The sequence below is a fragment of the Massilia sp. CT11-137 genome (genome assembly GCF_047302885.1).
Classification (GTDB): Bacteria; Pseudomonadota; Gammaproteobacteria; order Burkholderiales; family Burkholderiaceae_D; genus Telluria; species Telluria orientalis.
Window position 1 is genome coordinate 667525 of sequence record NZ_JBKYMP010000001.1, and the last position, 18658, is coordinate 686182.

Annotated in this window: 18 protein-coding genes and 1 rRNA gene; 6 read left to right on the forward strand and 13 right to left on the reverse strand. The window is 65.5% G+C overall.

The genetic code is table 11. The annotated features are described in order from the left end of the window. Positions 1 to 151 precede the first annotated feature (151 nt). The 4 genes from ACEN98_RS03010 (at position 152) to ACEN98_RS03025 (ending at position 4149) form a co-directional block, all read left to right on the forward strand. The gene (locus tag ACEN98_RS03010) at positions 152 to 820 is read left to right on the forward strand and encodes a hypothetical protein (protein ID WP_413381326.1); all 669 of its coding nucleotides are present in this window, start codon (positions 152 to 154) and stop codon (positions 818 to 820) included. Further along, positions 817 to 3006, forward strand: a complete 2190-nt coding sequence (locus ACEN98_RS03015) for a hypothetical protein (protein ID WP_413381328.1) — start codon at positions 817 to 819, stop codon at positions 3004 to 3006. Before ACEN98_RS03010 ends, ACEN98_RS03015 begins: the two co-directional genes overlap by 4 nt. 50 nt (positions 3007 to 3056) lie before the next feature. After that, a complete protein-coding gene (locus ACEN98_RS03020; RefSeq protein WP_413381330.1) occupies positions 3057 to 3614 on the forward strand; it encodes a DUF1439 domain-containing protein in 558 nt (185 codons plus the stop codon). A gap of 358 nt (positions 3615 to 3972) precedes the next feature. Continuing rightward, complete coding sequence (locus ACEN98_RS03025; protein ID WP_229412256.1) at positions 3973 to 4149, forward strand: hypothetical protein; 177 nt, start codon at positions 3973 to 3975, stop codon at positions 4147 to 4149. A 15-nt stretch (positions 4150 to 4164) separates the two neighbouring features. On the opposite strand, the gene ACEN98_RS03030 is transcribed toward ACEN98_RS03025, so the two are convergent. Then, on the reverse strand, positions 4165 to 4782 hold the full coding sequence (locus ACEN98_RS03030) for an Hpt domain-containing protein (RefSeq protein WP_413381332.1): 618 nt from the start codon (positions 4780 to 4782) through the stop codon (positions 4165 to 4167). Positions 4783 to 4787: 5 nt separating this feature from the next. After that, on the reverse strand, positions 4788 to 5750 hold the full coding sequence (locus ACEN98_RS03035) for a CAP domain-containing protein (RefSeq protein ID WP_413381334.1): 963 nt from the start codon (positions 5748 to 5750) through the stop codon (positions 4788 to 4790). A gap of 145 nt (positions 5751 to 5895) precedes the next feature. Here ACEN98_RS03035 and pssA point away from each other — a divergent pair, with 145 nt between their 5' ends. After that, the gene (gene pssA / locus ACEN98_RS03040; protein WP_413381336.1) at positions 5896 to 6678 is read left to right on the forward strand and encodes a CDP-diacylglycerol--serine O-phosphatidyltransferase; all 783 of its coding nucleotides are present in this window, start codon (positions 5896 to 5898) and stop codon (positions 6676 to 6678) included. A gap of 78 nt (positions 6679 to 6756) precedes the next feature. Here the strand turns inward: pssA and ACEN98_RS03045 are convergent, their stop codons facing one another. The 11 genes from ACEN98_RS03045 to ACEN98_RS03095 form a co-directional block, all read right to left on the reverse strand. Beyond that, complete coding sequence (locus ACEN98_RS03045) at positions 6757 to 7065, reverse strand: metal-sensitive transcriptional regulator (protein ID WP_413341907.1); 309 nt, start codon at positions 7063 to 7065, stop codon at positions 6757 to 6759. 14 nt (positions 7066 to 7079) lie between these two features. Further along, a complete protein-coding gene (locus tag ACEN98_RS03050; protein ID WP_413341905.1) occupies positions 7080 to 8009 on the reverse strand; it encodes an aldo/keto reductase in 930 nt (309 codons plus the stop codon). Positions 8010 to 8147: 138 nt separating this feature from the next. Beyond that, complete coding sequence (locus ACEN98_RS03055) at positions 8148 to 9296, reverse strand: D-alanyl-D-alanine carboxypeptidase family protein (RefSeq protein ID WP_056126937.1); 1149 nt, start codon at positions 9294 to 9296, stop codon at positions 8148 to 8150. Between the two features lie 100 nt (positions 9297 to 9396). Beyond that, positions 9397 to 10026 (reverse strand): alpha/beta hydrolase, encoded by a 630-nt coding sequence (locus tag ACEN98_RS03060; protein ID WP_160410777.1) that lies wholly within the window; start codon positions 10024 to 10026, stop codon positions 9397 to 9399. 21 nt (positions 10027 to 10047) lie between these two features. Further along, on the reverse strand, positions 10048 to 10374 hold the full coding sequence (locus ACEN98_RS03065; protein WP_105380024.1) for a (2Fe-2S) ferredoxin domain-containing protein: 327 nt from the start codon (positions 10372 to 10374) through the stop codon (positions 10048 to 10050). 43 nt (positions 10375 to 10417) lie between these two features. Then, positions 10418 to 11545 (reverse strand): VanZ family protein, encoded by a 1128-nt coding sequence (locus ACEN98_RS03070; protein WP_413381338.1) that lies wholly within the window; start codon positions 11543 to 11545, stop codon positions 10418 to 10420. Continuing rightward, positions 11542 to 12147 carry an ABC-type transport auxiliary lipoprotein family protein gene (locus tag ACEN98_RS03075; protein WP_413381340.1) on the reverse strand — a complete coding sequence of 202 codons (606 nt, stop codon included), beginning with the start codon at positions 12145 to 12147 and terminating at the stop codon, positions 11542 to 11544. Before ACEN98_RS03075 ends, ACEN98_RS03070 begins: the two co-directional genes overlap by 4 nt. Positions 12148 to 12161: 14 nt before the next feature. Continuing rightward, on the reverse strand, positions 12162 to 13109 hold the full coding sequence (locus ACEN98_RS03080; protein ID WP_413343607.1) for an MlaD family protein: 948 nt from the start codon (positions 13107 to 13109) through the stop codon (positions 12162 to 12164). Position 13110: 1 nt separating this feature from the next. Beyond that, the gene (locus tag ACEN98_RS03085; protein WP_413343609.1) at positions 13111 to 13974 is read right to left on the reverse strand and encodes an ABC transporter ATP-binding protein; all 864 of its coding nucleotides are present in this window, start codon (positions 13972 to 13974) and stop codon (positions 13111 to 13113) included. Further along, positions 13974 to 15101, reverse strand: a complete 1128-nt coding sequence (locus ACEN98_RS03090; RefSeq protein ID WP_413343611.1) for an MlaE family ABC transporter permease — start codon at positions 15099 to 15101, stop codon at positions 13974 to 13976. Before ACEN98_RS03090 ends, ACEN98_RS03085 begins: the two co-directional genes overlap by 1 nt. A gap of 88 nt (positions 15102 to 15189) precedes the next feature. Then, complete coding sequence (locus tag ACEN98_RS03095) at positions 15190 to 16671, reverse strand: DUF4080 domain-containing protein (protein ID WP_413381342.1); 1482 nt, start codon at positions 16669 to 16671, stop codon at positions 15190 to 15192. Between the two features lie 411 nt (positions 16672 to 17082). Between ACEN98_RS03095 and ACEN98_RS03100 the strand changes: the two genes are divergently transcribed. Continuing rightward, positions 17083 to 18611 (forward strand): 16S ribosomal RNA (locus ACEN98_RS03100). Positions 18612 to 18658 lie beyond the last annotated feature (47 nt).

The following is an 18658-nucleotide window of genomic DNA, read 5'->3' on the forward strand; positions in this document are numbered from 1 at the left end:
ACGGGGTGCCCACTCTACGGGTTCTGCTTAACTGAACGGCATTACCCGCTCCGGCGGGTTTTTTTACGACCATCGTGTGTGATTGTGTGTGCAAATTCGGCAACAAAAGCTTGCTAACATAGCGTCCGCCGCAGCTGCTGAAAGAACCCGCTTGCCCATTCCCACCCTCCCGCCCGAACCGCCCGCCGGCGCCATCGCCTGGCTGTGGAGAGATGCGCCCGTCCCCGCGTTCTCGCGCACTACTGTCGCCGTGGTCGACCGCCACATCTGGCTCACCGGCGACAAGGTGCTCGTGCGGCCGGGCGCACGTCCGCGCGCGCTGGCGCGCGGGACGCGCGTGATCCCCGTCGTGCACGTCGAGATCGACCCGCTGCATCCGCCATCGGGTTTGCAGGCCGCACGCGCTACCGTGCTCGCCGCCATGCACAGCGCCGCACGCGCGTCGACGTCGGGCTGGGTGCAGCTGGACCTGGAGGCGCGGCCGTCGCAGCGCGCCGACTACCGCGACCTCGTGCACCGCATCCGTGACGCGCTGCCGGGCGATATGCGGCTGAGCGTCACGGCCCTCGGCTGGTGGTGCCGCGCCCCGGCCTGGCTGGACGGGCTGGAGGCGGACGAAGTGGTGCCGATGTTCTTCCGCATGGGCCGCGACAACGAGGCGCTGCGCGGCATCGTGGCGACGCGGCCCGACGTGCTGCATCCGCTGTGCCGCGCGGGCAGCGCCGGCTTTTCGCGCCAGGAAGCGTTCCCGCCCGCGGTGGCGGCGCGCTACCGGCGCACGTTCTGGTTCGACGAAAAAGGATGGAGAGATTCCCGATGAAATACCGGCTTGCCTGTGCCGCCATCGCCGCCGTCGCGGCGAACGCGTTCGCCAGCGGCGACTATGGTCCCAGCTACACGATGTTCAAGGCTTACACGAAGCCGGACATTCCCAACGCGCGCTTCCAGGCCGGCGACCTGGGCGTGCTGCAGCCGGGCATGCGCCGCGTCTACCTGTACACGGCCTGGCGCGCGATCATGCTCGGCGCGCCGGTCGCGCAGAAGCCGGGCACCGAGAAAGGCCTGGACCGGGCCGACGGCAGCGCGTTCGGCTACGGGTGGGACCACGTCGACGGTGAGGACACGTCCGCAGACCTGGTCGGGCGCGCCGCCAAGGTATTGAACATCAAGAACGATGATCCGGCGGCGCGCATGATCGTAGCCTGTCCGGCGGCCGCCAATGCCTACGCGGCCGCGACCCTGCGCCAGCTGGAGGCGCGGCCCGACGCCACCCGCACGCGGGTCGAGGCGTGGCTGCGCGCGCAATACCAGGTCGGCGAATCCTGCCAGCGCGCGGAGGATGCGCGTTACGCGTATCGCACCGAGAAACTGCCCGAGATCGTCGCGCCGCAGCCGCTGCCCGCGACGGAGCCGGGCTACTGGCGCCAGCTGCGCGACTACCAGCGCGCCGCGTGGCAGTTCCACGGCGCCCACTATGCCGAGAGCACCGCGCTGTTCGACCAGATCGGCGCGACGGCCGGCCATCCGATGCGGGGTCTCGGCGCATATCTGGCCTTGCGCTCGGAAGTCCGGCGCGCCGTCGCCGCCGTGCCGCAGACGCCGCGCAATGAACGCGAGCTCCAGGCGCAGCGCCTCGACAAGCGCGGCGCCGCCATCGTGACCGACGCATCGCTGCAGCCCATGCACGAACCGGCCCGCGCGCTGCTGCGGTCCATGCGCGCGCGGCTGACGCCCGAAGCCCGGCTCGACGAATTGAACCGCTACCTGGGCGATCCCGCGCACGACCCGTTTGCGCTCGACCGCCTCGGCGACTGGTCCGTCCTGATGGACGACGCGAAGCCGGAGCCCCTGCGCGGACAGTACGCCTTCGTCGACTGGATCGCAACGCTGCAAGACTGCGACGGCAGCCGCGATGGATCGTGCGCCGTCCCGGCACGCCATGCGCTGGAGCGCTGGCAGCAGGGGACGAAGCCGCGCGGGCATACCGACCCGTGGCTGGTCGCCGCGCTGATGCTGTCCGAGGCGCTGACGCCCGCGCTGGAGCAGGCCGCGCTGGCCGTCGACGCTTCCGATCCTGCTTACCTCACCGTGCGCTACCACCTGGCGAGGCTGTACCGCCTGGCGGGCAAGCGCGATGCCGCGCGCGCCGTCGCGGACGCCGCGCTGAAGGGCAAGCTGTCGCCGGGCACGCGCAACCTGTTCCGCGAAGAGCGCTTCGCCGTCGCGACGTCGGTGCGGGACGCCGGCGCGTACCTGCTGCGCGCGAACGTCGACATGGCGAGCCCCGACGCCGCACCGGCCGAGGACATGCTCAACGACGATGCCATCGCGTGGTTCAAGCGCGGCCTGGCCGCCGCCGACATGCTCGAGCTGGCGCGCGTGGAGTCGCTGCCGCAGCCGCTGCGCGCGCGCATCGCGGGCGCGGCCTGGATCCGCGCGGCGCTGCTCGACCAGCCGGAAACCGGCCGCGCCGCCGCCGACCTGCTGGCCAGGCTGGTGCCGGCCACGGGCGACATGGCGACGCGCTACGCCCGTGCCGCCACGCCCGCCGAGCGCCGCCACGTGGCGCTGGTCGCGTCGGTCGCATTCGGCCTGTCCGCGGACCTCGACATGACGGCCCCGCCCGTGACGCGGATCGAGGCCGGCGATGCGACGGCGTCCGCCTGGTGCAGCTTCAAGCCGGACCGCCTGGGCGAGCCGACGAGCTTCGTGTGGCGCCTGCCCGCGACGCCCGAACTGGGCGACTCGGCGGCGCGCCGCGCGGAACTCGGCAAGCTGGAACAACTGAAAACGGCCACCGGCACGTTCGGCGACGACGTGCTGCAATGGGCCGACACGCATCCGGCCGACCCGGAGCTGCCCTGGCTGCTGCACGTGACCGTGCTGTCGACGCGCGGCGGCTGCCTCGACAAGGATGCGTCGGCCCTGTCGCGCAAGGCGCACGCGCTGCTGTACAAGCGCTGGCCGAAGAGCGAATGGGCGCGCGCAACGCCGTACTTCTATTGATGTGCTAGGCTTCGCCCCATCCATGGACGAGTGAGGCGATGATGACGGCGATGACGAGACGGACGTTCGGCAAGGCGGCGCTGGCGCTGGCGGGCGGTGGCCTGCTGGCATCGTGCGCGACGGTGATCGGACCGCGCCGCGTCGAACTGTCGCAATCCCGCCTGCAGGCCGGCCTGGAGCGCCGCTTCCCGCTGCGCAATCGCATGCTCGAGCTGTTCGACGTGCAGCTGACCCGGCCGCGCCTCGCGATCATGCCGGAGACGGACCGCGTGGGCTTGTCCCTGGACGTGTCCGTGTCGCCCCCGTTCCTGCGCCAGTCGTGGAACGGCAGCCTGGCCATGTCCGGCCACCTGGTGCTGGACAATGTGCGCAATGCCGTCGTCCTGTCCGCCACGCACGTCGACAGCTTCGACGTCGAAGGCATGGAGGGCGACCGCGCGCGCGACCTGGGCCGCGCCGCCGATCTGCTCTTGAATCAACTGATGCGCGACATGCCGGTCTACACCTTCCGCCCCGAAGACCTGCGCTACGCCGGCGTGCAATTCATTCCCACCCGCCTCGAGACGGCGCCGGGCGCCCTGTTCGTCACGCTGGAACCGGCGCGCTGACGGCATCCGGCGCGCCCGTCGTAAATCCGGCACGGCGGCTCGCACGATTGAACGGCCCGGCGCACGCATTGCCATTGCTGCTATTATTTCGGGCAGTTGGATGGTCCGGCATCGGTGACGATGACGTCGGGGCACCGTGACTGTTGTTTCTTGAAAACTCGTGGGCAACAGGCGTTGCACAGGTAGCCCATTCGGCGCACACTGGTTTGAAAGACCACGTACCGCAGAAGCGGGCACAAGCGCGCTTGCGCTTTCTCATGCACACGATGTTCCACTAAAGTAATCTCAGCGTTACTGACGTGCTGCCGGTAAGGGGGAAACCTTGGAAACGATACAGGAAAGTGTTCCGGACAAGAGCGTGCCTGTCGATCCGGCCGTCGCGGCGCCCATGAGTGCGGCGCCGGTGCCCGCCCGTCTGAGCCTGCCACCCAAGGGCGCGTGCTGGTACTGCGACAAACCGCTCGACAGCGTGCGCCGTTTTTGCGGCAAATCCTGCGCCGATTCCTTCGACGAAGAAGCGGAATACAACCGCTGAACCGCGGGCTGCGCGTCAGCCGCCCGCCCGTTCGCGCAGCAGCGCCAGGGCGCCGTCGAAGTCGAAGCCTTCGACCAGGTCCGCCACCTGGCGATAACATCCTTCCCCGAGTTGTGCGGCCAGCGCGCCGGCGCCTTCGCGCACGAGGTCGACCGCATCGCCATTGCCTTCGTCGAGCAGCGCCATCAGGCGGTCGACGATAGCGTGATCCATCTCCGCCGGCCGCTGCGCCGGCGCCGCGGGACGGCGTTCCGGCAAGGTGAGCGCCAGCGCATCCAGTTCGCGCAACACCCGTTCCAGCTCATCCTGCAGGCGCGCGAGGCTGCCGTGGACGTCGCCCGCACCCCCGCGCAACAGGCCTTCCACGATGTCGGCCTGGCGCCGCAGCGGCACCGCCTCGATCATGCCGGCGGCCCCTTTCAGCGTGTGGACGAGGCGCAGCGCCAGCGCGGTGTCGCCCTGGTCGTGCGCGGTGCGGATGCCGGCCGCGGCCTGGCGGTATTCGTTGCGGAAGCGCGCGAGCACGCGTCCGAACAGGGCCCCGTCGCCCATCAGGCGCGCGATGCCGCCCGCGTGGTTCACGGCGGGGGCATCGTGTGCGTCTGGCGGGAAACGGTGGTCGGGACTGTCCATGCGTTTTATTTTGTCGTGAATGACCAGGTGCGGCTGACCGGGACACCGTCGATGGCGCCCGAGAAGCTGACATCATACGTGGTCGCGGACGCCAGCTGGGCCAGAGGCACGATCGCCGCCGCCGACTTTGTGGTTGTATTCGAATCCTTGCCCAAGGCCAGCAGACGCGTCTCCAGGTCGCTACTGGTCCCGTGGGCGCGCATCGTGAAACTCTGGACCGTCAGTGTGCGATCGAGGTTCGTGTGCACGCTGACCGGGTAGCCGACGACGCTGCGGTCGGGGACCGGATCCGGTTCCTCGTAATCGCTGTTGAAATTGTTCGGGACCTGGGTCTGGCCATTGAACGGCCACGTGACGATCGTGCCCGCGGCGATGCCGGTCCCGTAGCCGTTGTTGGCGACGAAGTCGGCGGTGAAGTAGCTGTAATTGGCGGACGTCGTCGCCGCACCCGCGCCGATTTCCTTGAACACGGGTTCGAAGATCACGAAGCGGTGGTAGATCGCCGTGATCAGTTCCTCGGCCATGTAGAAGCCGGAACCGTTCGAAGTGGCCGAAATGACTTCGCCGATCGCATTCGGCGACCCGAACACGTAGCCGGCATTCTGCAGGCGGTCCTGCAGGCGCGCGCCCGTGTAGCCGGTCTTGCCGGCCGTCTGGTCGTGCGTCACCACGTTGTTGATGCGCTGGTAATCGGAATGGCCCTGGGCCGCGGTGTCGATGACGGCGTTGCGCGCCAGCGCCGGCATGCCGATCTGGCTGCGGCGGTAGTTGATCCAGTTCAGGCCGTCGGTGGCGATGTTGTTCGTCGCCGTGGGCGCCGAGGCGTCCTGTCCCGAGAATCCGGTGGAGGGAGTCGCGTTCGGGGCGCCGGCACTGCTCCCGCCGCCGCCTCCGCCGCAGGCGACGAGCGCCCACGCCGCGGTACAGGCGAGGGCGATCTGCCGCACGCGAAGCATATTGTTCATCATATATCACTCCCGGCGTCGGTCCTGATGGGGTAAAGGAGCCTCCATTCTAGGCGAAATCGGGGCCCGGTGACGATCGTAAGGACAATCGCGGCCCCGGCATAAGCCCATGTAAAATAAGCCATTCTCTCGCTTTTAACGAATCTCAGTGAACCCAACCCGCCAGCAGCGCCTCGCGCGCGCCAAGTTTGCCCTGCCCAGTTTCGTGACCCTGCTGTCGATCGCCTGCGGATTCGGCAGCATCGTGATCTCGGTCGACAACGCCCCTGTGGGCGATCCGTCCGACTATCGCCTGGCCGCGATCCTGCTGGTGCTGGCGGGCGTGTTCGACGCGCTCGACGGCTTCGTCGCCCGTGCCACCAACACCCAGTCCGCGTTCGGCGTGCAGCTGGATTCCATCGCCGACGTGATGAATTTCGGCTGCGCGCCAGGGCTGCTGCTGTACTGCTACGGCTTCGCCCAGATGGGCGCCGCGCACCCGACCCTCGTGCGCATGGGCGGCCTGGCGTGCTTCGTGTTCGTGGCCTGCGGCGCGCTGCGCCTGGCGCGCTTCAACGTGATGGTCGGGAAGACGGACCCACGCTACTTCGTCGGCATGCCGATCACCGCGGGCGCGGCGTGCGTCGCCTCGGTGGTGGTCGCATGGCCGGACCCGGTGGCCGACATGGCCGGTGCCTTCCTCGTCATGCTGCTGATGGTGGCCGTCGGCACGCTGATGGTGTCGACGATCCGCTTCCCCAGCTCCAAGCAGCCGAAATCGAAGGCGGCGCTCGTCGCGCTCATCGTCTGTATCGCGCTGCTGGCGCTGTTGCGCACGCGCTTCTTCGCGCTGTTCTTCGTGTTTTATATCAGCGCGACGCTGCTGCTGAACATCGCGTGGACGGGCGGGTGGACGAAGATTGCGCCGCCGAAGGTGTACGACGACGAGTGAGTCGGTAGGTTGGGCATCCTGTGCCCACGCGGAAGTTCGCGCACCGAACACGTTACGCGTGGGCTCGGGGAGCCCGCCTTACGCAAACTTGTCGAACATGGCGGCCAGGCGCGCCGCCGCCGCTTTCGCTTCCTCGACGTCGCCCGCATTGCCCGTATGGGTGACGATGCTGGCGGTGAGGAGCTGCACGAACGACCGGTCCAGCGCCTTGCGCGCGGCGGCCATCTGCTGGGCCACGGCGTCGCAGTCGGACGGCGCGTCGGCCAGCGCGATCAGCTTCTGCACGCCGCGCAGTTGGCCTTCCACGCGCGCGAGGCGGTTCAGCAGGTCCTTCTTCTGCTGCGCCGTCAGCGCGCGGCCTTCCACGATCTTGAGGGGTTCGCCCATGGCGGCGTAGACTCCTACGCGACCTCGTGGCCGCGCGCGGCGCGCAGGATCGTGAACCAGTCGGCGCGCGACAGCTGGAACGTGGTGCCGGCGACGGCGACCGCGATCGCCTCCGCGCGGCCGCTGCCCGTCAGCGGGATGGGACGCGACGGCAGTTGCAGGATCCACGCGAACACCACGCTGGCGAACGGCTGGTGCAGGCGGTCGGCGATCTCCTTGATCACGAGGCGCAGGTTTTCCGCGTTCGCGTCGTTCGACGTGAACAGGCGGCCGCCGGCCAGTGGCGACCAGATCATCGGCGCCACGCCTTTATCCTGCAGGCCGTCGAAGGTCTCGTCGAACATCGGCGCCACGTGCAGCGGCGAGAATTCGACCTGGTTCGTCGACAGTTCGATGCGGCGGTTCAGCGCCTCGAACTGGTGGCGGCTGAAGTTCGAGACGCCGAAGTGCAGCACTTTGCCGTCCTGCTTCAGGCGCGAGAATGCGTCCGCGATCTCGTCGAAGTCCATCAGCGGGTCGGGGCGGTGGATCAGCAGCAGGTCGAGGCGGTCCGTGTGCAGCTGGCGCAGCGATTCCTCGGCGGACGCGACGATGTGCGCGGCGCTCGTGTCGTAGTGCTGGATGGTGTGCTGCGGGCGTTTATTGGACAGCAGCTTGATGCCGCACTTGCTGATCAGCTGCATGCGGTCGCGCAGCGACGGCTGGGCGCGCAGGGCTTCGCCGAACAGGCCTTCGACGCCGTAGTTGCCGTAGATGTCCGCATGGTCGAACGACGTGACGCCCAGCGCGATGCACTGCTCGATGAAGGCGATGCGCTGCTCCACCGTCATGTCCCAGTCGCCCATGCGCCACATGCCGGCGACGATGCGGGACAGTTCGAGGTCACCGTTCTTGCGGGGGGCGATGCGCGGGCAGGACAGGTCGCGGGGGAGGGCTGGGTTCATTGCGTTTTTTCCAGGTTGACGGATCACGTCATTATAAAACGTCGTTCCCGCGGAAGCGGGAACCCATGCTGAGGTGATCGAGGACGCTCAGTATGGGTTCCCGCCTGCGCGGGAACGACGGTGTTTACAGGCAGGTGATTACTTCATCCACAGACGCATCGAGTCCCACGCCCGGCCAAAGATCGACGCTTCCTGCACCTCTTCCAGCGCCACGACCGGCAGCGCCAGCAGCGGCTTGCCGTCGACGTTCATCTTCAGCGTGCCGACGCGGCTGTTCAGGGCCAGCGGCGCGACCAGCGGGTCCTTGCGTTCCAGGACCGGCTTCATCTTCTGCGCCACGCCCTTCGGCACGGTCACCCACACGTCGTTCGGGAAGCCGATCTTGACGTTCGACTTGGAGCCCTTCCAGATTTCCGGGGTCAGGATGGCCTGGCCTTTCGAATACAGCTTGACGGTGTCGAAGTTCTGGAAGCCCCAGTTCAGCAGCTTCTGGCTTTCGGCCGTGCGGTTGCCGTCCGACGTGGCACCGGACAGCACCGAGATCAGGCGGCGCTCGCCCGCCGGGCCGTTCGGGCGGTGGGCCGACGCGATCATCGAGAAGCCCGACGCTTCCGTGTGGCCCGTCTTCATGCCGTCCACGGTCGGGTCCAGCCACAGCAGGCGGTTGCGGTTCTGCTGCTTGATGCGGTTGTATGTGAATTCCTTGACCGAGTCGATCTTGTAGAACTCGGGGAAATCCTTGATGACGCGCGCAGCCAGGATCGACAGGTCGCGCGCGGTGGAGTAGTTGTCCGGCGACGGCAGGCCGTGCGGGTTGGCGAACCTGGTGTTCTTCATGCCCATGCGCTCGGCGTCGCGGTTCATCAGGGTGACGAACGTCGCTTCGTCGCCGGCGACGGCTTCGGCCAGCGCCACGGCCGCGTCATTGCCCGACTGGACCATCAGGCCGTACAGCAGGTCGCTGATCTTCACCGGGGTGGCGGGGTCGATGAACATCTTCGAGCTGCTGCCGTCGACCTTCCAGGCGCGGACCGACACGTTGACCATCTGGTCCAGCGTGACTTTCTTGTCGCGCACGGCTTCGAACACGACGTAGGCCGTCATGACCTTGGTGAGCGACGCCGGCTCGATGCGGGTATCCGGATCCTGCGAGGCGATGATCTGGCCGCTGGTCGCGTCCAGCAGCAGCCACGAACGGGCGGCGATTTGCGGGGCCGGCACCTGCTGCGCTTGGGCGGCCGACATCAAAAGGGCACTGGCGGCGAGGGCCGCGATTAACTTTTTCATGGAAGACAATTCAGAGAATAACGTGGATTGTGATGCGATAGACAATGCTCGAAAGCATTGCCTTGAAAGAAGATCGCATCATTATAGGCCAGCGTTCGCCTCAAATGTCACGTCTCCACAATTGCGCGACAAGATTTTTAATGTGGACGAGCTTGCGGTGGAAGAAGTGGTCGGCGCCGGGGATCACGGTCACGGGGATGTCGAGCGGGCGCGCCCAGTCGAACACGTGCGCGAGCGGTATCGTATCGTCAAGTTCGCCGTGGATCAGGATCGTGTCGGCCGGGACTTCCGGCATCGGCCACTTGCCGGCGGCCGTACCGACCAGCGCCAGGCGCTCGGCCGGGCGGCCCTGCTGGATCAGGCGCTGTTGCAGTTGTGCCTGCACGAAGGTGCCGAACGAGAAGCCGGACAGCGCGTACGGCAGGCCCGGATACTGTTCGATCATGTGGTCGAGCATGATTTCCATGTCGTCCACTTCGCCGCGGCCTTCGTCGTGCACGCCTTCCGACTCGCCCACGCCGCGGAAGTTGAAGCGGGCCGTCACGTAGCCGAGGCCGACGAAGGCGCGGGCCAGCGTCTGCGCCACTTTATTGTCCATCGTGCCGCCGTACAGCGGGTGCGGGTGCGCCACGAGGGCGATGCCGACGGGCGTGCCTTCCGGTTCGTCCAGCACACACTCCATCTTGCCGGCGGGGCCGGTCAGGTAAAACTTCTGGGAATTCTTGTTCATTGCTTGTTCAGGCGTACTTCGTCAGATCTTGAGGCGTTCGACGACCTCTCCCTTGACGAGGTGGCGGTCGATGATTTCGTCGATGTCGGAGTTGTCCACGTAGGTGTACCAGGTGCCTTGCGGGTAAATGACCACGACGGGGCCTTCCTCGCAGCGGTCCAGGCACCCGGCCTTGTTGATGCGCACCTGGCCCGGGCCGTTCAGGCCCAGTTCCTTGACGCGCTTCTTGGCGTGCTGCTGCGCCGCTTCCGCGCCGCTCTTGCCGCAGCTGGGGCGGCAGTCCTTGCCTTCGCGTTCGTTCAGGCAGAAGAACACATGGTGTTGATAAAAGGGTTTGTCGTCGTTCATGTCGGTTCCGGATGGCGTGTATCTTTCATATGATACGCCGTTATCAAGAGCGATTCAGCCGGTGCGACGGCAGCAGCAGGAACCACAATGCGATGATGGGCCAGGCCATGTCGAGGAACTGGGCCGCCCCGTTGAAATTCAGGAATTTACCCTGCTGCCAGGCCTGCAGGGTGGAGACGAAATACGGGTTGGCGGGAATCGTGTTGACGACGATGAGCGACAGTACGAGCGTCACGACGGCCAGCCGGCGCTGCGCGACCTGGGGCGCGAACGCAAGGCCCGTCAGCATGATCAGTCCGATCAGGAAGCCGCCTTCGGCGCCCGGCGTGACCCACACGAACGCATTGTCGGGCGCGAAGAACAGGGAACTGGCGAGCGTCTTGACGACGATGCCGACGCCGACCAGCGCCAGCATCAGCGACAGCCGCGGCGCGCCGCGGCGCGTGAGGCATAGCAGGGTGAGGGCGGCGCCCGTCATGCCGCACGCGGTGATGATGGTTTCAGAGAGCCAGTATTGTTCCACGCTCATCGGCACGTCGCCGCGCAGCATGGTCACGAGGTCGATGTCCGTATCGAGCCAGTCGGACAGCCATTCCGACAGCAGCGGCAGGATCTGGCCGTTGCCGAACAGGTAGTTCTGCGGATAGACCTGGGCCAGCGGCCACAGCGCGACGAGCACGAGGCCCTGGCTCGCATGCGCCGCGAACCAGCGCTGCCGCAGCAGATACAAACGGCTGCGGTCGAGGAGCATCGGGGCGAACCACGCGCCGATCACCGCCCCGGCCAGGCAGCCGCCCGCATTGGTCAGCAGGTCGAGGCTCGACGGCACGCGGCTGGGCAGGTAGTTCTGCACGACCTCCATCGTGCCCGAGACGAGCAGGCCGACGACGGCCGCGATGGCGACCGCCCACAGGCCGCGCACGCGCGGATGCAACGCGAGCGCGATCAGGATCCCGAACGGCATGTAGCCGACGATGTTGACCATGACGTCGAAGCCGGTCCACCAGCGCGGCATCTGCAGGACGAGGAAGGCGAACGGCGACAGGCCGCTGCTGCGCCAGCCGGAGAACGGGAACCAGCTGGCGTAGATGATCAGCAGCAGATAGGCCAGCAGCGCCGCGCGCGCCACCGGAGAGGCGCGCGGGCCGGCAGCGTCTTCCGTCTCGGTCATCGTCGGTTGAGATTCAATGTGCCCAGCCACGCCACGATGTCGGCCGCGACGGCATCGGTGCTGGCCGCGAGGGCGCGCGCGCCGCCGGCCGCATCGGCGCTGGGCGCGGCGACGGCCTGGCGGAAGCTCTTCTGGTCGACGAGCGTATGGCCCTGGAACACGGAGGCGCGCACGGCGACGACGCCGGTGCTCTGGCTCACGCCGCCGAAGTCGTGGATGAATTCATCGACATCGATGCGCAGCAGCGGGATGCCGGCGGCCGCATCCGTCTCCGACAGCACGCGCGCACCCGCCTGCGCGAGCCGCGTCTTGAAGCGCTGCGTCAGCAGCTGCAGCGGATTCGCCGTCCAGCGGCTGTTCGCATAGGTGCGGGCCTGCAGCGGGTCGGCATAGCTCAGGCGGTAGAACATGCGCTCGCTGTCCAGGGCACTCGAGCCGGTGACGTCGGTGACGACCACCGCGCCGAGCATGCCCTGTGCCTGCGCTTGCGCGGCCGTGGCGGGGCCGAAGTCGAATTGCGTGGTGGGCTGGCCCTTCTGCGAGGCACAGGCGGACAGGGTCAGGGCCAGGGCGGCAGCGAGAATGATGCGGGTCGGATGCATGGTCGCTGGGTTCCTCATTTGGTCGGGGGGACGAAGCCGGGTTCGCCCGGGCCGGGTTCGGCGGCCGGTGCGCCGAACAGGATGCTTTGCGGGCGGTCGCCCAGGTTCGTCACGGTGCGGCGCACGGCGCGCAGCGAGGTCTTCGCCTCGTCGGCCATGTCGACGACGTGCGGCAAGGTTTGCAGCTCGAGGTCGGATGTCACGCCGCCCAGCGAATCGATGGCCGCGCCGGCGCGCTCGACCGGGCCGCCCGGGGCCTGCAGGCTCGTCGCGAGGCGGTCGTAGTTATGTGCGGCGGCAGTGACGCTGGTGGAAAGCTCCTGTACGGAGCCCATCGTGCGGTCGAGTTTATCCGCCAGCGCGGGCAGGCGCGCCAGCGTGGGCTGCAGCTGGCCCGGGATCTCGGCATACGCGGCGGCGGCCTTGTTGATGCTGTCGAAGGCGCCCGTGAGCTTGTCCTGGTTTTCTTTACTGAGCACGTTGTTCAGGCTGTCCGTGATGCGCTCCGTTTTTTCCAGGATCGCGAGGCCGCGCTTTTCCAGTTGGTCGAGCAGGCCGGGACGCAGCGGGATGCGCGCCACGTGGCCCTTGTCGCTCTGCAGCAGCGGGGAGCCGGTGCGGTCGTCGTCGAGCTGGATGAAGGCGATGCCCGTCACGCCCTGGTAGCCGAGCGAGGCGAACGTCGTCTGCGTGACGGGCGCGCCTTCCTCGATCGAGAGCTTGATGAGGATCTGGCCCGTCACGCGCGGGTCGAACACGATGTCGTCCACGCGCCCGACTTCCAGGCCGCGGTAGCGCACCGCGGCCTGCGGGTTCAGGCCGGGGATGGTCTGCGTGGTGACGATCTCGTACGGATGCATCGTGGTGCGGTCGCGGTTCAGCCACAGGCCGATCAGGATGGCCGCGACCAGCAGCGCGACCGTGAAGAAGCCCGTCATGAGGGCATACGATCTGTTTTCCATGTCAGTCTTCCGACTCCTTTCTTGCGATGCGCTCTTCCAGCACTTCCAGCGCCCGCTGGCCGCGCGGCCCCAGGAAAAAGTGTTTGATGAAGGGGTGCTGCACGCGCAGCACGTCGCACGACGGTCCCACCGCGATCACGTGCTTCTCGGCCAGCACGGCGATGCGCGAGGACAGCGCGAACAGCGTGTCCAGATCGTGCGTGACCATCACGACGGTGAGTTTCAGCTCGCTGTGCAGCGTCTGGATCAGCGCCACGAACGAATCGGACAGGTCGGGGTCGAGGCCCGCCGTCGGCTCGTCGAGGAACAGCAGTTGCGGCTCGAGCGCGAGGGCGCGCGCGAGGGCCGCGCGCTTGATCATCCCGCCCGACAGGTCGGACGGCATCTTGTTCGCGTCGCCCGGGCCGAGTCCGACCATGTCCATCTTGAGCAGCACGGCGGCGCGCACGACCTCCTCCGGCAGGGCGCGCAGTTCGCGCAACGGCAGGGCGATGTTGTCGAACACGGTCAGCGCGGAATACAGCGCGCCCTGCTGGAACAGCATGCCCCAGTGGTTGCGCATGCGCTGCAGCTGTTCCGGGCTGGCGCTGCTGACATCCTCGCCGAACACCCGCACGCAGCCGCTGGACGGCCGCTCCAGGCCCAGCATCTGGCGCAGCAGCACGGTCTTGCCGGTCCCGGATCCGCCCACGATGGACAGGATTTCGCCCGCATAGATGTCGAGGTTCAGGTCCTGGTGGACGACGGTGCGGCCGAAGCGCGTCCACAGGTTGCGGATCTGGACGACCGGCGGCCCGACGTCTTCCTCGGGCTCGCGGTTCAGTTGCTGTGGCGGGCGTTGGGCTGGTTGAGCAGGATTCGCCATCAGAAGCCCACTCCCGAGAAGATAATCGCGAACACGGCGTCGGCCAGGATCACGACGGTGATCGCCGTGACCACCGACGTCGTCGTGCCGCGGCCCAGGCTTTCCGTGTTCGGCTTGATGCGCAGGCCGAAGTGGCACGAGACGAGCGCGATCAGCATGCCGAACGCGACGCCCTTCGCGAGGCCGATGGTGTAGTTCACGATCGGCACGGCGGACGGCAGCTTCTGGATGAAGTAGCGCATCGTCAGGTTCAGTTCGATCTTCGCGGAGACCATGCCGCCGATCAGGGCCATCGCATCCGTCCACACGACGAGCAGCGGCATCGCCAGCGCGAGCGCGACCACCTTGGGCATGATGAGGCGGTAGCCGTGCGAGATGCCCATCACCAGCATCGCGTCGAGTTCCTCCGTCACCCGCATCACGCCCAGTTGCGCCGTGATCGACGACCCCGAACGGCCCGCGACGAGGATCGCCGCCAGCAGCGGCCCCAGTTCGCGGATGATGCTCATGCCGAGGATGTTGACGAGGTAGATATCGCCGCCGAACATGCGCAGCTGCTGCGCCGACAGGTACGACAGCACGACCCCGATCAGGAAGCCCACGAGCGCCGTGATGCCGAGCGCCTGGAAGCCGGAGTGATAAATATTGGCCGACACTTCGCGCCAAGGTCCGGACAGCGGATGGCGGATGAAGCGGCCGATGTCCTGCACCACCTGGCCGATCAGGGTGATCGCGCCGCGCAGGTGTTCGAAGAAACTCAGCACGCCGCCGCCCAGCGTGATCACCCATTGCAGATGGCTCTTGCGCGTGCGCGGCAGCTCGATCCGGCCGGATTTCTCGATGCGCTCGAAGAGTTCTTCCTGCTTCGGGTCGAGCTTCAGCTGCTCGGGGCGGCGCTTGCCCCACGAACTCCAGAACAACTGGGCGCCGATGTGATCGAGGCTGGCGATCTCGGACAGGTCCCAAACGACCGGCTTGCCGGCGAGGGATTTCAGCGTCTTTTCGATGTCCTTGAAGCCGCGCCGGGAAAACGCGTGGACCTGCCATACGCCGCGCGCCACCACGGATTGCCCCGCGCCGGCGTCTGGGTGTTCGATGGTTAATGTTGGCGCATTTTCAATCCGCATTGCGGCAGTGTAAAAGAGATTCGCGACTGCCGCCACCAGCGCTACGTTACCGTGACCGGATAGCGTTCGGTGGCGCACATTGCCGTGTTTACGCTGCGAGGTGGCGAACCTGGCGCTCGGGTGCGGCGTGCGTCGACTTGTCGGCCGGCTTGTGGGCGCTGCCGGCGTAATCGCTCGCGATGAGGGCGGCAGCGTCGGCGGCCGGCATGCCCTGGCGCTGCAGCCAGGCCTGCACCAGCTTGGCCAGGCGGTCGAGCGCGATGCGGTGGGTGGCGTCGAGCTGCGTGTAGATCCAGTCCGAGAACGCCATGAAGTTGGCGAACGGGCTGTCGCCCAGCAGCACCTTGACCGTGTGGGCGAAGCGGCCGGAGTTCGCGACCAGGTCCCAGTAGCGGGCAAAGCGCACGAGCCGTTGCATGGTGGCGAAGTCGATGCGGTCGGTGGCCAGCACGGTGTAGGGCGGGTACGGCTCATACACCATCTTGTACGGTTCCGTGTGGCGGATGATCGGCGTGCCGCGCAGGCGCTTGAGGATGCCGAACTGGATCTCGTGCGGGCCGAGGGCGACCAGCTGGTCGAAGCCGCGCGCGAACGATTCGACGTCTTCGCCCGGCAGGCCGGCGATCAGGTCCACGTGCAGATGGGCGTGCGATTGCGTCGTGAGCCAGCGGATGTTGTCTGCAGCCTTGGCATTGTCCTGGCGGCGGCTGACGAGCGTCTGCACTTCCGGGTTGAAGCTCTGGATGCCGATCTCGAACTGCAGCGCGCCGGGCGGGAATTGCGCGATCGTCGCCTTCAGCGCTTCCGGCAGGTGGTCCGGGACCAGTTCGAAGTGGGCATAGACCGGATCGTCGGGATGCGCCGCGATCTTGTCGAGGAAGAACTGCATGATGCGCTGGCTCGTCTTGACGTTCAGGTTGAACGTGCGGTCGACGAATTTGAATAATCGTGCGCCGCGCTGGTACAGCGTTTCCATCTCCGCGAGAAAGGTGTCGATGCCGAATGGCCAGGCCGTCTTGTCCAGCGAGGACAGGCAGAACTCGCATTTGAACGGGCAGCCGCGCGACGCTTCCACGTAGAGAGTGCGGTGGGCGATGTCTTCGTCGCTATATAAAGCGTAAGGCAGGGAGATGTCCGCCATCGGGGGCTGCACGCCCGCATGCACCTTCATGATCGGCTTGGGGCCATTAAGGATCTCGCCGCACAGCTTGGGGAAGGTGATGTCGCCCCAGCCGGTGACGACATAGTCGGCCAGGCGCGCGATCTCCTGCTCGTTCGTCTCGTACGAGACTTCCGGCCCGCCCAGCACGACCGTCACCTCGGGCGCCACGCGCTTGAGCATCGCGACGACCTTCGTCGTCTCCTCGACGTTCCATATATAGATGCCGAAGCCGACGATGCGCGGCTTCTTCGCCAGCAGGCGTTCGACGACCTCCACGGTCTTCGCGCCGATGACGAATTCCATCAGGCTCGTCTGTTCCTGGAGCTCGCCCATATTGGCCAGCAGATAGCGCAGCCCGAGCGAAGCGTGGGCGTAGCGGGCATTGAGGGTGGAGAGCAGGATGGTCATGGCGGTGCGGGGAGGACGGCAAAGGATGCATTGTAGCGGGACTTGCGGCCCGTATGCGACGCTGGTATGATTCGGTCCCTCGTCGCAAACGACAGGCCTTCAAACGGTTCTGAACGCTTCGATGGGGAATAAAAAGAAGTTGACGAACATCGCGAAACACTGCATAATCTCACTTCTCTGCTGCTGACGAGCAAAACGATTCGCAAGCGCAGCAAGGCAGTACCGAATACAGCTCTTTAACAATCAACAGTCGATAAGTGTGGGCGTTTGATGAGGTGCCAGTATCGCTTCGGTGATACTGAATGCTTAAATTATCAAATGTTCACGCAAAAGAAATACGTTGCTCAGCAATGAGTGACGGTCAGTATTTTGAGTGAGCGACATGCTACGAAAGTAGCAAAAACAGAGATTAAACTGAAGAGTTTGATCCTGGCTCAGATTGAACGCTGGCGGCATGCTTTACACATGCAAGTCGAACGGCAGCGCGGGGCAACCTGGCGGCGAGTGGCGAACGGGTGAGTAATATATCGGAACGTACCCAAGAGTGGGGGATAACGTAGCGAAAGTTACGCTAATACCGCATACGATCTAAGGATGAAAGTGGGGGATCGCAAGACCTCATGCTCCTGGAGCGGCCGATATCTGATTAGCTAGTTGGTGAGGTAAAGGCTCACCAAGGCGACGATCAGTAGCTGGTCTGAGAGGACGACCAGCCACACTGGGACTGAGACACGGCCCAGACTCCTACGGGAGGCAGCAGTGGGGAATTTTGGACAATGGGCGCAAGCCTGATCCAGCAATGCCGCGTGAGTGAAGAAGGCCTTCGGGTTGTAAAGCTCTTTTGTCAGGGAAGAAACGGCTCAGGCTAATATCCTGGGCTAATGACGGTACCTGAAGAATAAGCACCGGCTAACTACGTGCCAGCAGCCGCGGTAATACGTAGGGTGCAAGCGTTAATCGGAATTACTGGGCGTAAAGCGTGCGCAGGCGGTTTTGTAAGTCTGTCGTGAAAGCCCCGGGCTTAACCTGGGAATTGCGATGGAGACTGCAAGGCTTGAATCTGGCAGAGGGGGGTAGAATTCCACGTGTAGCAGTGAAATGCGTAGAGATGTGGAGGAACACCGATGGCGAAGGCAGCCCCCTGGGTCAAGATTGACGCTCATGCACGAAAGCGTGGGGAGCAAACAGGATTAGATACCCTGGTAGTCCACGCCCTAAACGATGTCTACTAGTTGTCGGGTCTTAATTGACTTGGTAACGCAGCTAACGCGTGAAGTAGACCGCCTGGGGAGTACGGTCGCAAGATTAAAACTCAAAGGAATTGACGGGGACCCGCACAAGCGGTGGATGATGTGGATTAATTCGATGCAACGCGAAAAACCTTACCTACCCTTGACATGTCAGGAACCTCCGAGAGATTGGAGGGTGCCCGAAAGGGAGCCTGAACACAGGTGCTGCATGGCTGTCGTCAGCTCGTGTCGTGAGATGTTGGGTTAAGTCCCGCAACGAGCGCAACCCTTGTCATTAGTTGCTACGAAAGGGCACTCTAATGAGACTGCCGGTGACAAACCGGAGGAAGGTGGGGATGACGTCAAGTCCTCATGGCCCTTATGGGTAGGGCTTCACACGTCATACAATGGTACATACAGAGGGCCGCCAACCCGCGAGGGGGAGCTAATCCCAGAAAGTGTATCGTAGTCCGGATCGCAGTCTGCAACTCGACTGCGTGAAGTTGGAATCGCTAGTAATCGCGGATCAGCATGCCGCGGTGAATACGTTCCCGGGTCTTGTACACACCGCCCGTCACACCATGGGAGCGGGTTTTACCAGAAGTAGGTAGCTTAACCGCAAGGAGGGCGCTTACCACGGTAGGATTCGTGACTGGGGTGAAGTCGTAACAAGGTAGCCGTATCGGAAGGTGCGGCTGGATCACCTCCTTTCTAGAGTGGCACGGGAGCTAACGCTCCATCATCAAGCGCCTACGCTT

What these genes read in the sequence shown, in the direction of transcription:
- ACEN98_RS03060 (WP_160410777.1), bottom strand. Translation starts at nt 10,026, where the DNA reads ATGAACAAGAATTCCCAGAAGTTTTACCTGACCGGCCCCGCCGGCAAG.
- ACEN98_RS03065 (WP_105380024.1), bottom strand. Translation starts at nt 10,374, where the DNA reads ATGAACGACGACAAACCCTTTTATCAACACCATGTGTTCTTCTGCCTG.
- ACEN98_RS03075 (WP_413381340.1), bottom strand. Translation starts at nt 12,147, where the DNA reads ATGCATCCGACCCGCATCATTCTCGCTGCCGCCCTGGCCCTGACCCTG.
- ACEN98_RS03055 (WP_056126937.1), bottom strand. Translation starts at nt 9,296, where the DNA reads ATGAAAAAGTTAATCGCGGCCCTCGCCGCCAGTGCCCTTTTGATGTCG.
- ACEN98_RS03030 (WP_413381332.1), bottom strand. Translation starts at nt 4,782, where the DNA reads ATGGACAGTCCCGACCACCGTTTCCCGCCAGACGCACACGATGCCCCC.
- ACEN98_RS03070 (WP_413381338.1), bottom strand. Translation starts at nt 11,545, where the DNA reads ATGACCGAGACGGAAGACGCTGCCGGCCCGCGCGCCTCTCCGGTGGCG.
- ACEN98_RS03015 (WP_413381328.1), top strand. Translation starts at nt 817, where the DNA reads ATGAAATACCGGCTTGCCTGTGCCGCCATCGCCGCCGTCGCGGCGAAC.
- ACEN98_RS03050 (WP_413341905.1), bottom strand. Translation starts at nt 8,009, where the DNA reads ATGAACCCAGCCCTCCCCCGCGACCTGTCCTGCCCGCGCATCGCCCCC.
- ACEN98_RS03090 (WP_413343611.1), bottom strand. Translation starts at nt 15,101, where the DNA reads ATGCGGATTGAAAATGCGCCAACATTAACCATCGAACACCCAGACGCC.
- ACEN98_RS03085 (WP_413343609.1), bottom strand. Translation starts at nt 13,974, where the DNA reads ATGGCGAATCCTGCTCAACCAGCCCAACGCCCGCCACAGCAACTGAAC.
- ACEN98_RS03095 (WP_413381342.1), bottom strand. Translation starts at nt 16,671, where the DNA reads ATGACCATCCTGCTCTCCACCCTCAATGCCCGCTACGCCCACGCTTCG.
- ACEN98_RS03080 (WP_413343607.1), bottom strand. Translation starts at nt 13,109, where the DNA reads ATGGAAAACAGATCGTATGCCCTCATGACGGGCTTCTTCACGGTCGCG.
- ACEN98_RS03035 (WP_413381334.1), bottom strand. Translation starts at nt 5,750, where the DNA reads ATGATGAACAATATGCTTCGCGTGCGGCAGATCGCCCTCGCCTGTACC.
- ACEN98_RS03020 (WP_413381330.1), top strand. Translation starts at nt 3,057, where the DNA reads ATGACGAGACGGACGTTCGGCAAGGCGGCGCTGGCGCTGGCGGGCGGT.
- ACEN98_RS03045 (WP_413341907.1), bottom strand. Translation starts at nt 7,065, where the DNA reads ATGGGCGAACCCCTCAAGATCGTGGAAGGCCGCGCGCTGACGGCGCAG.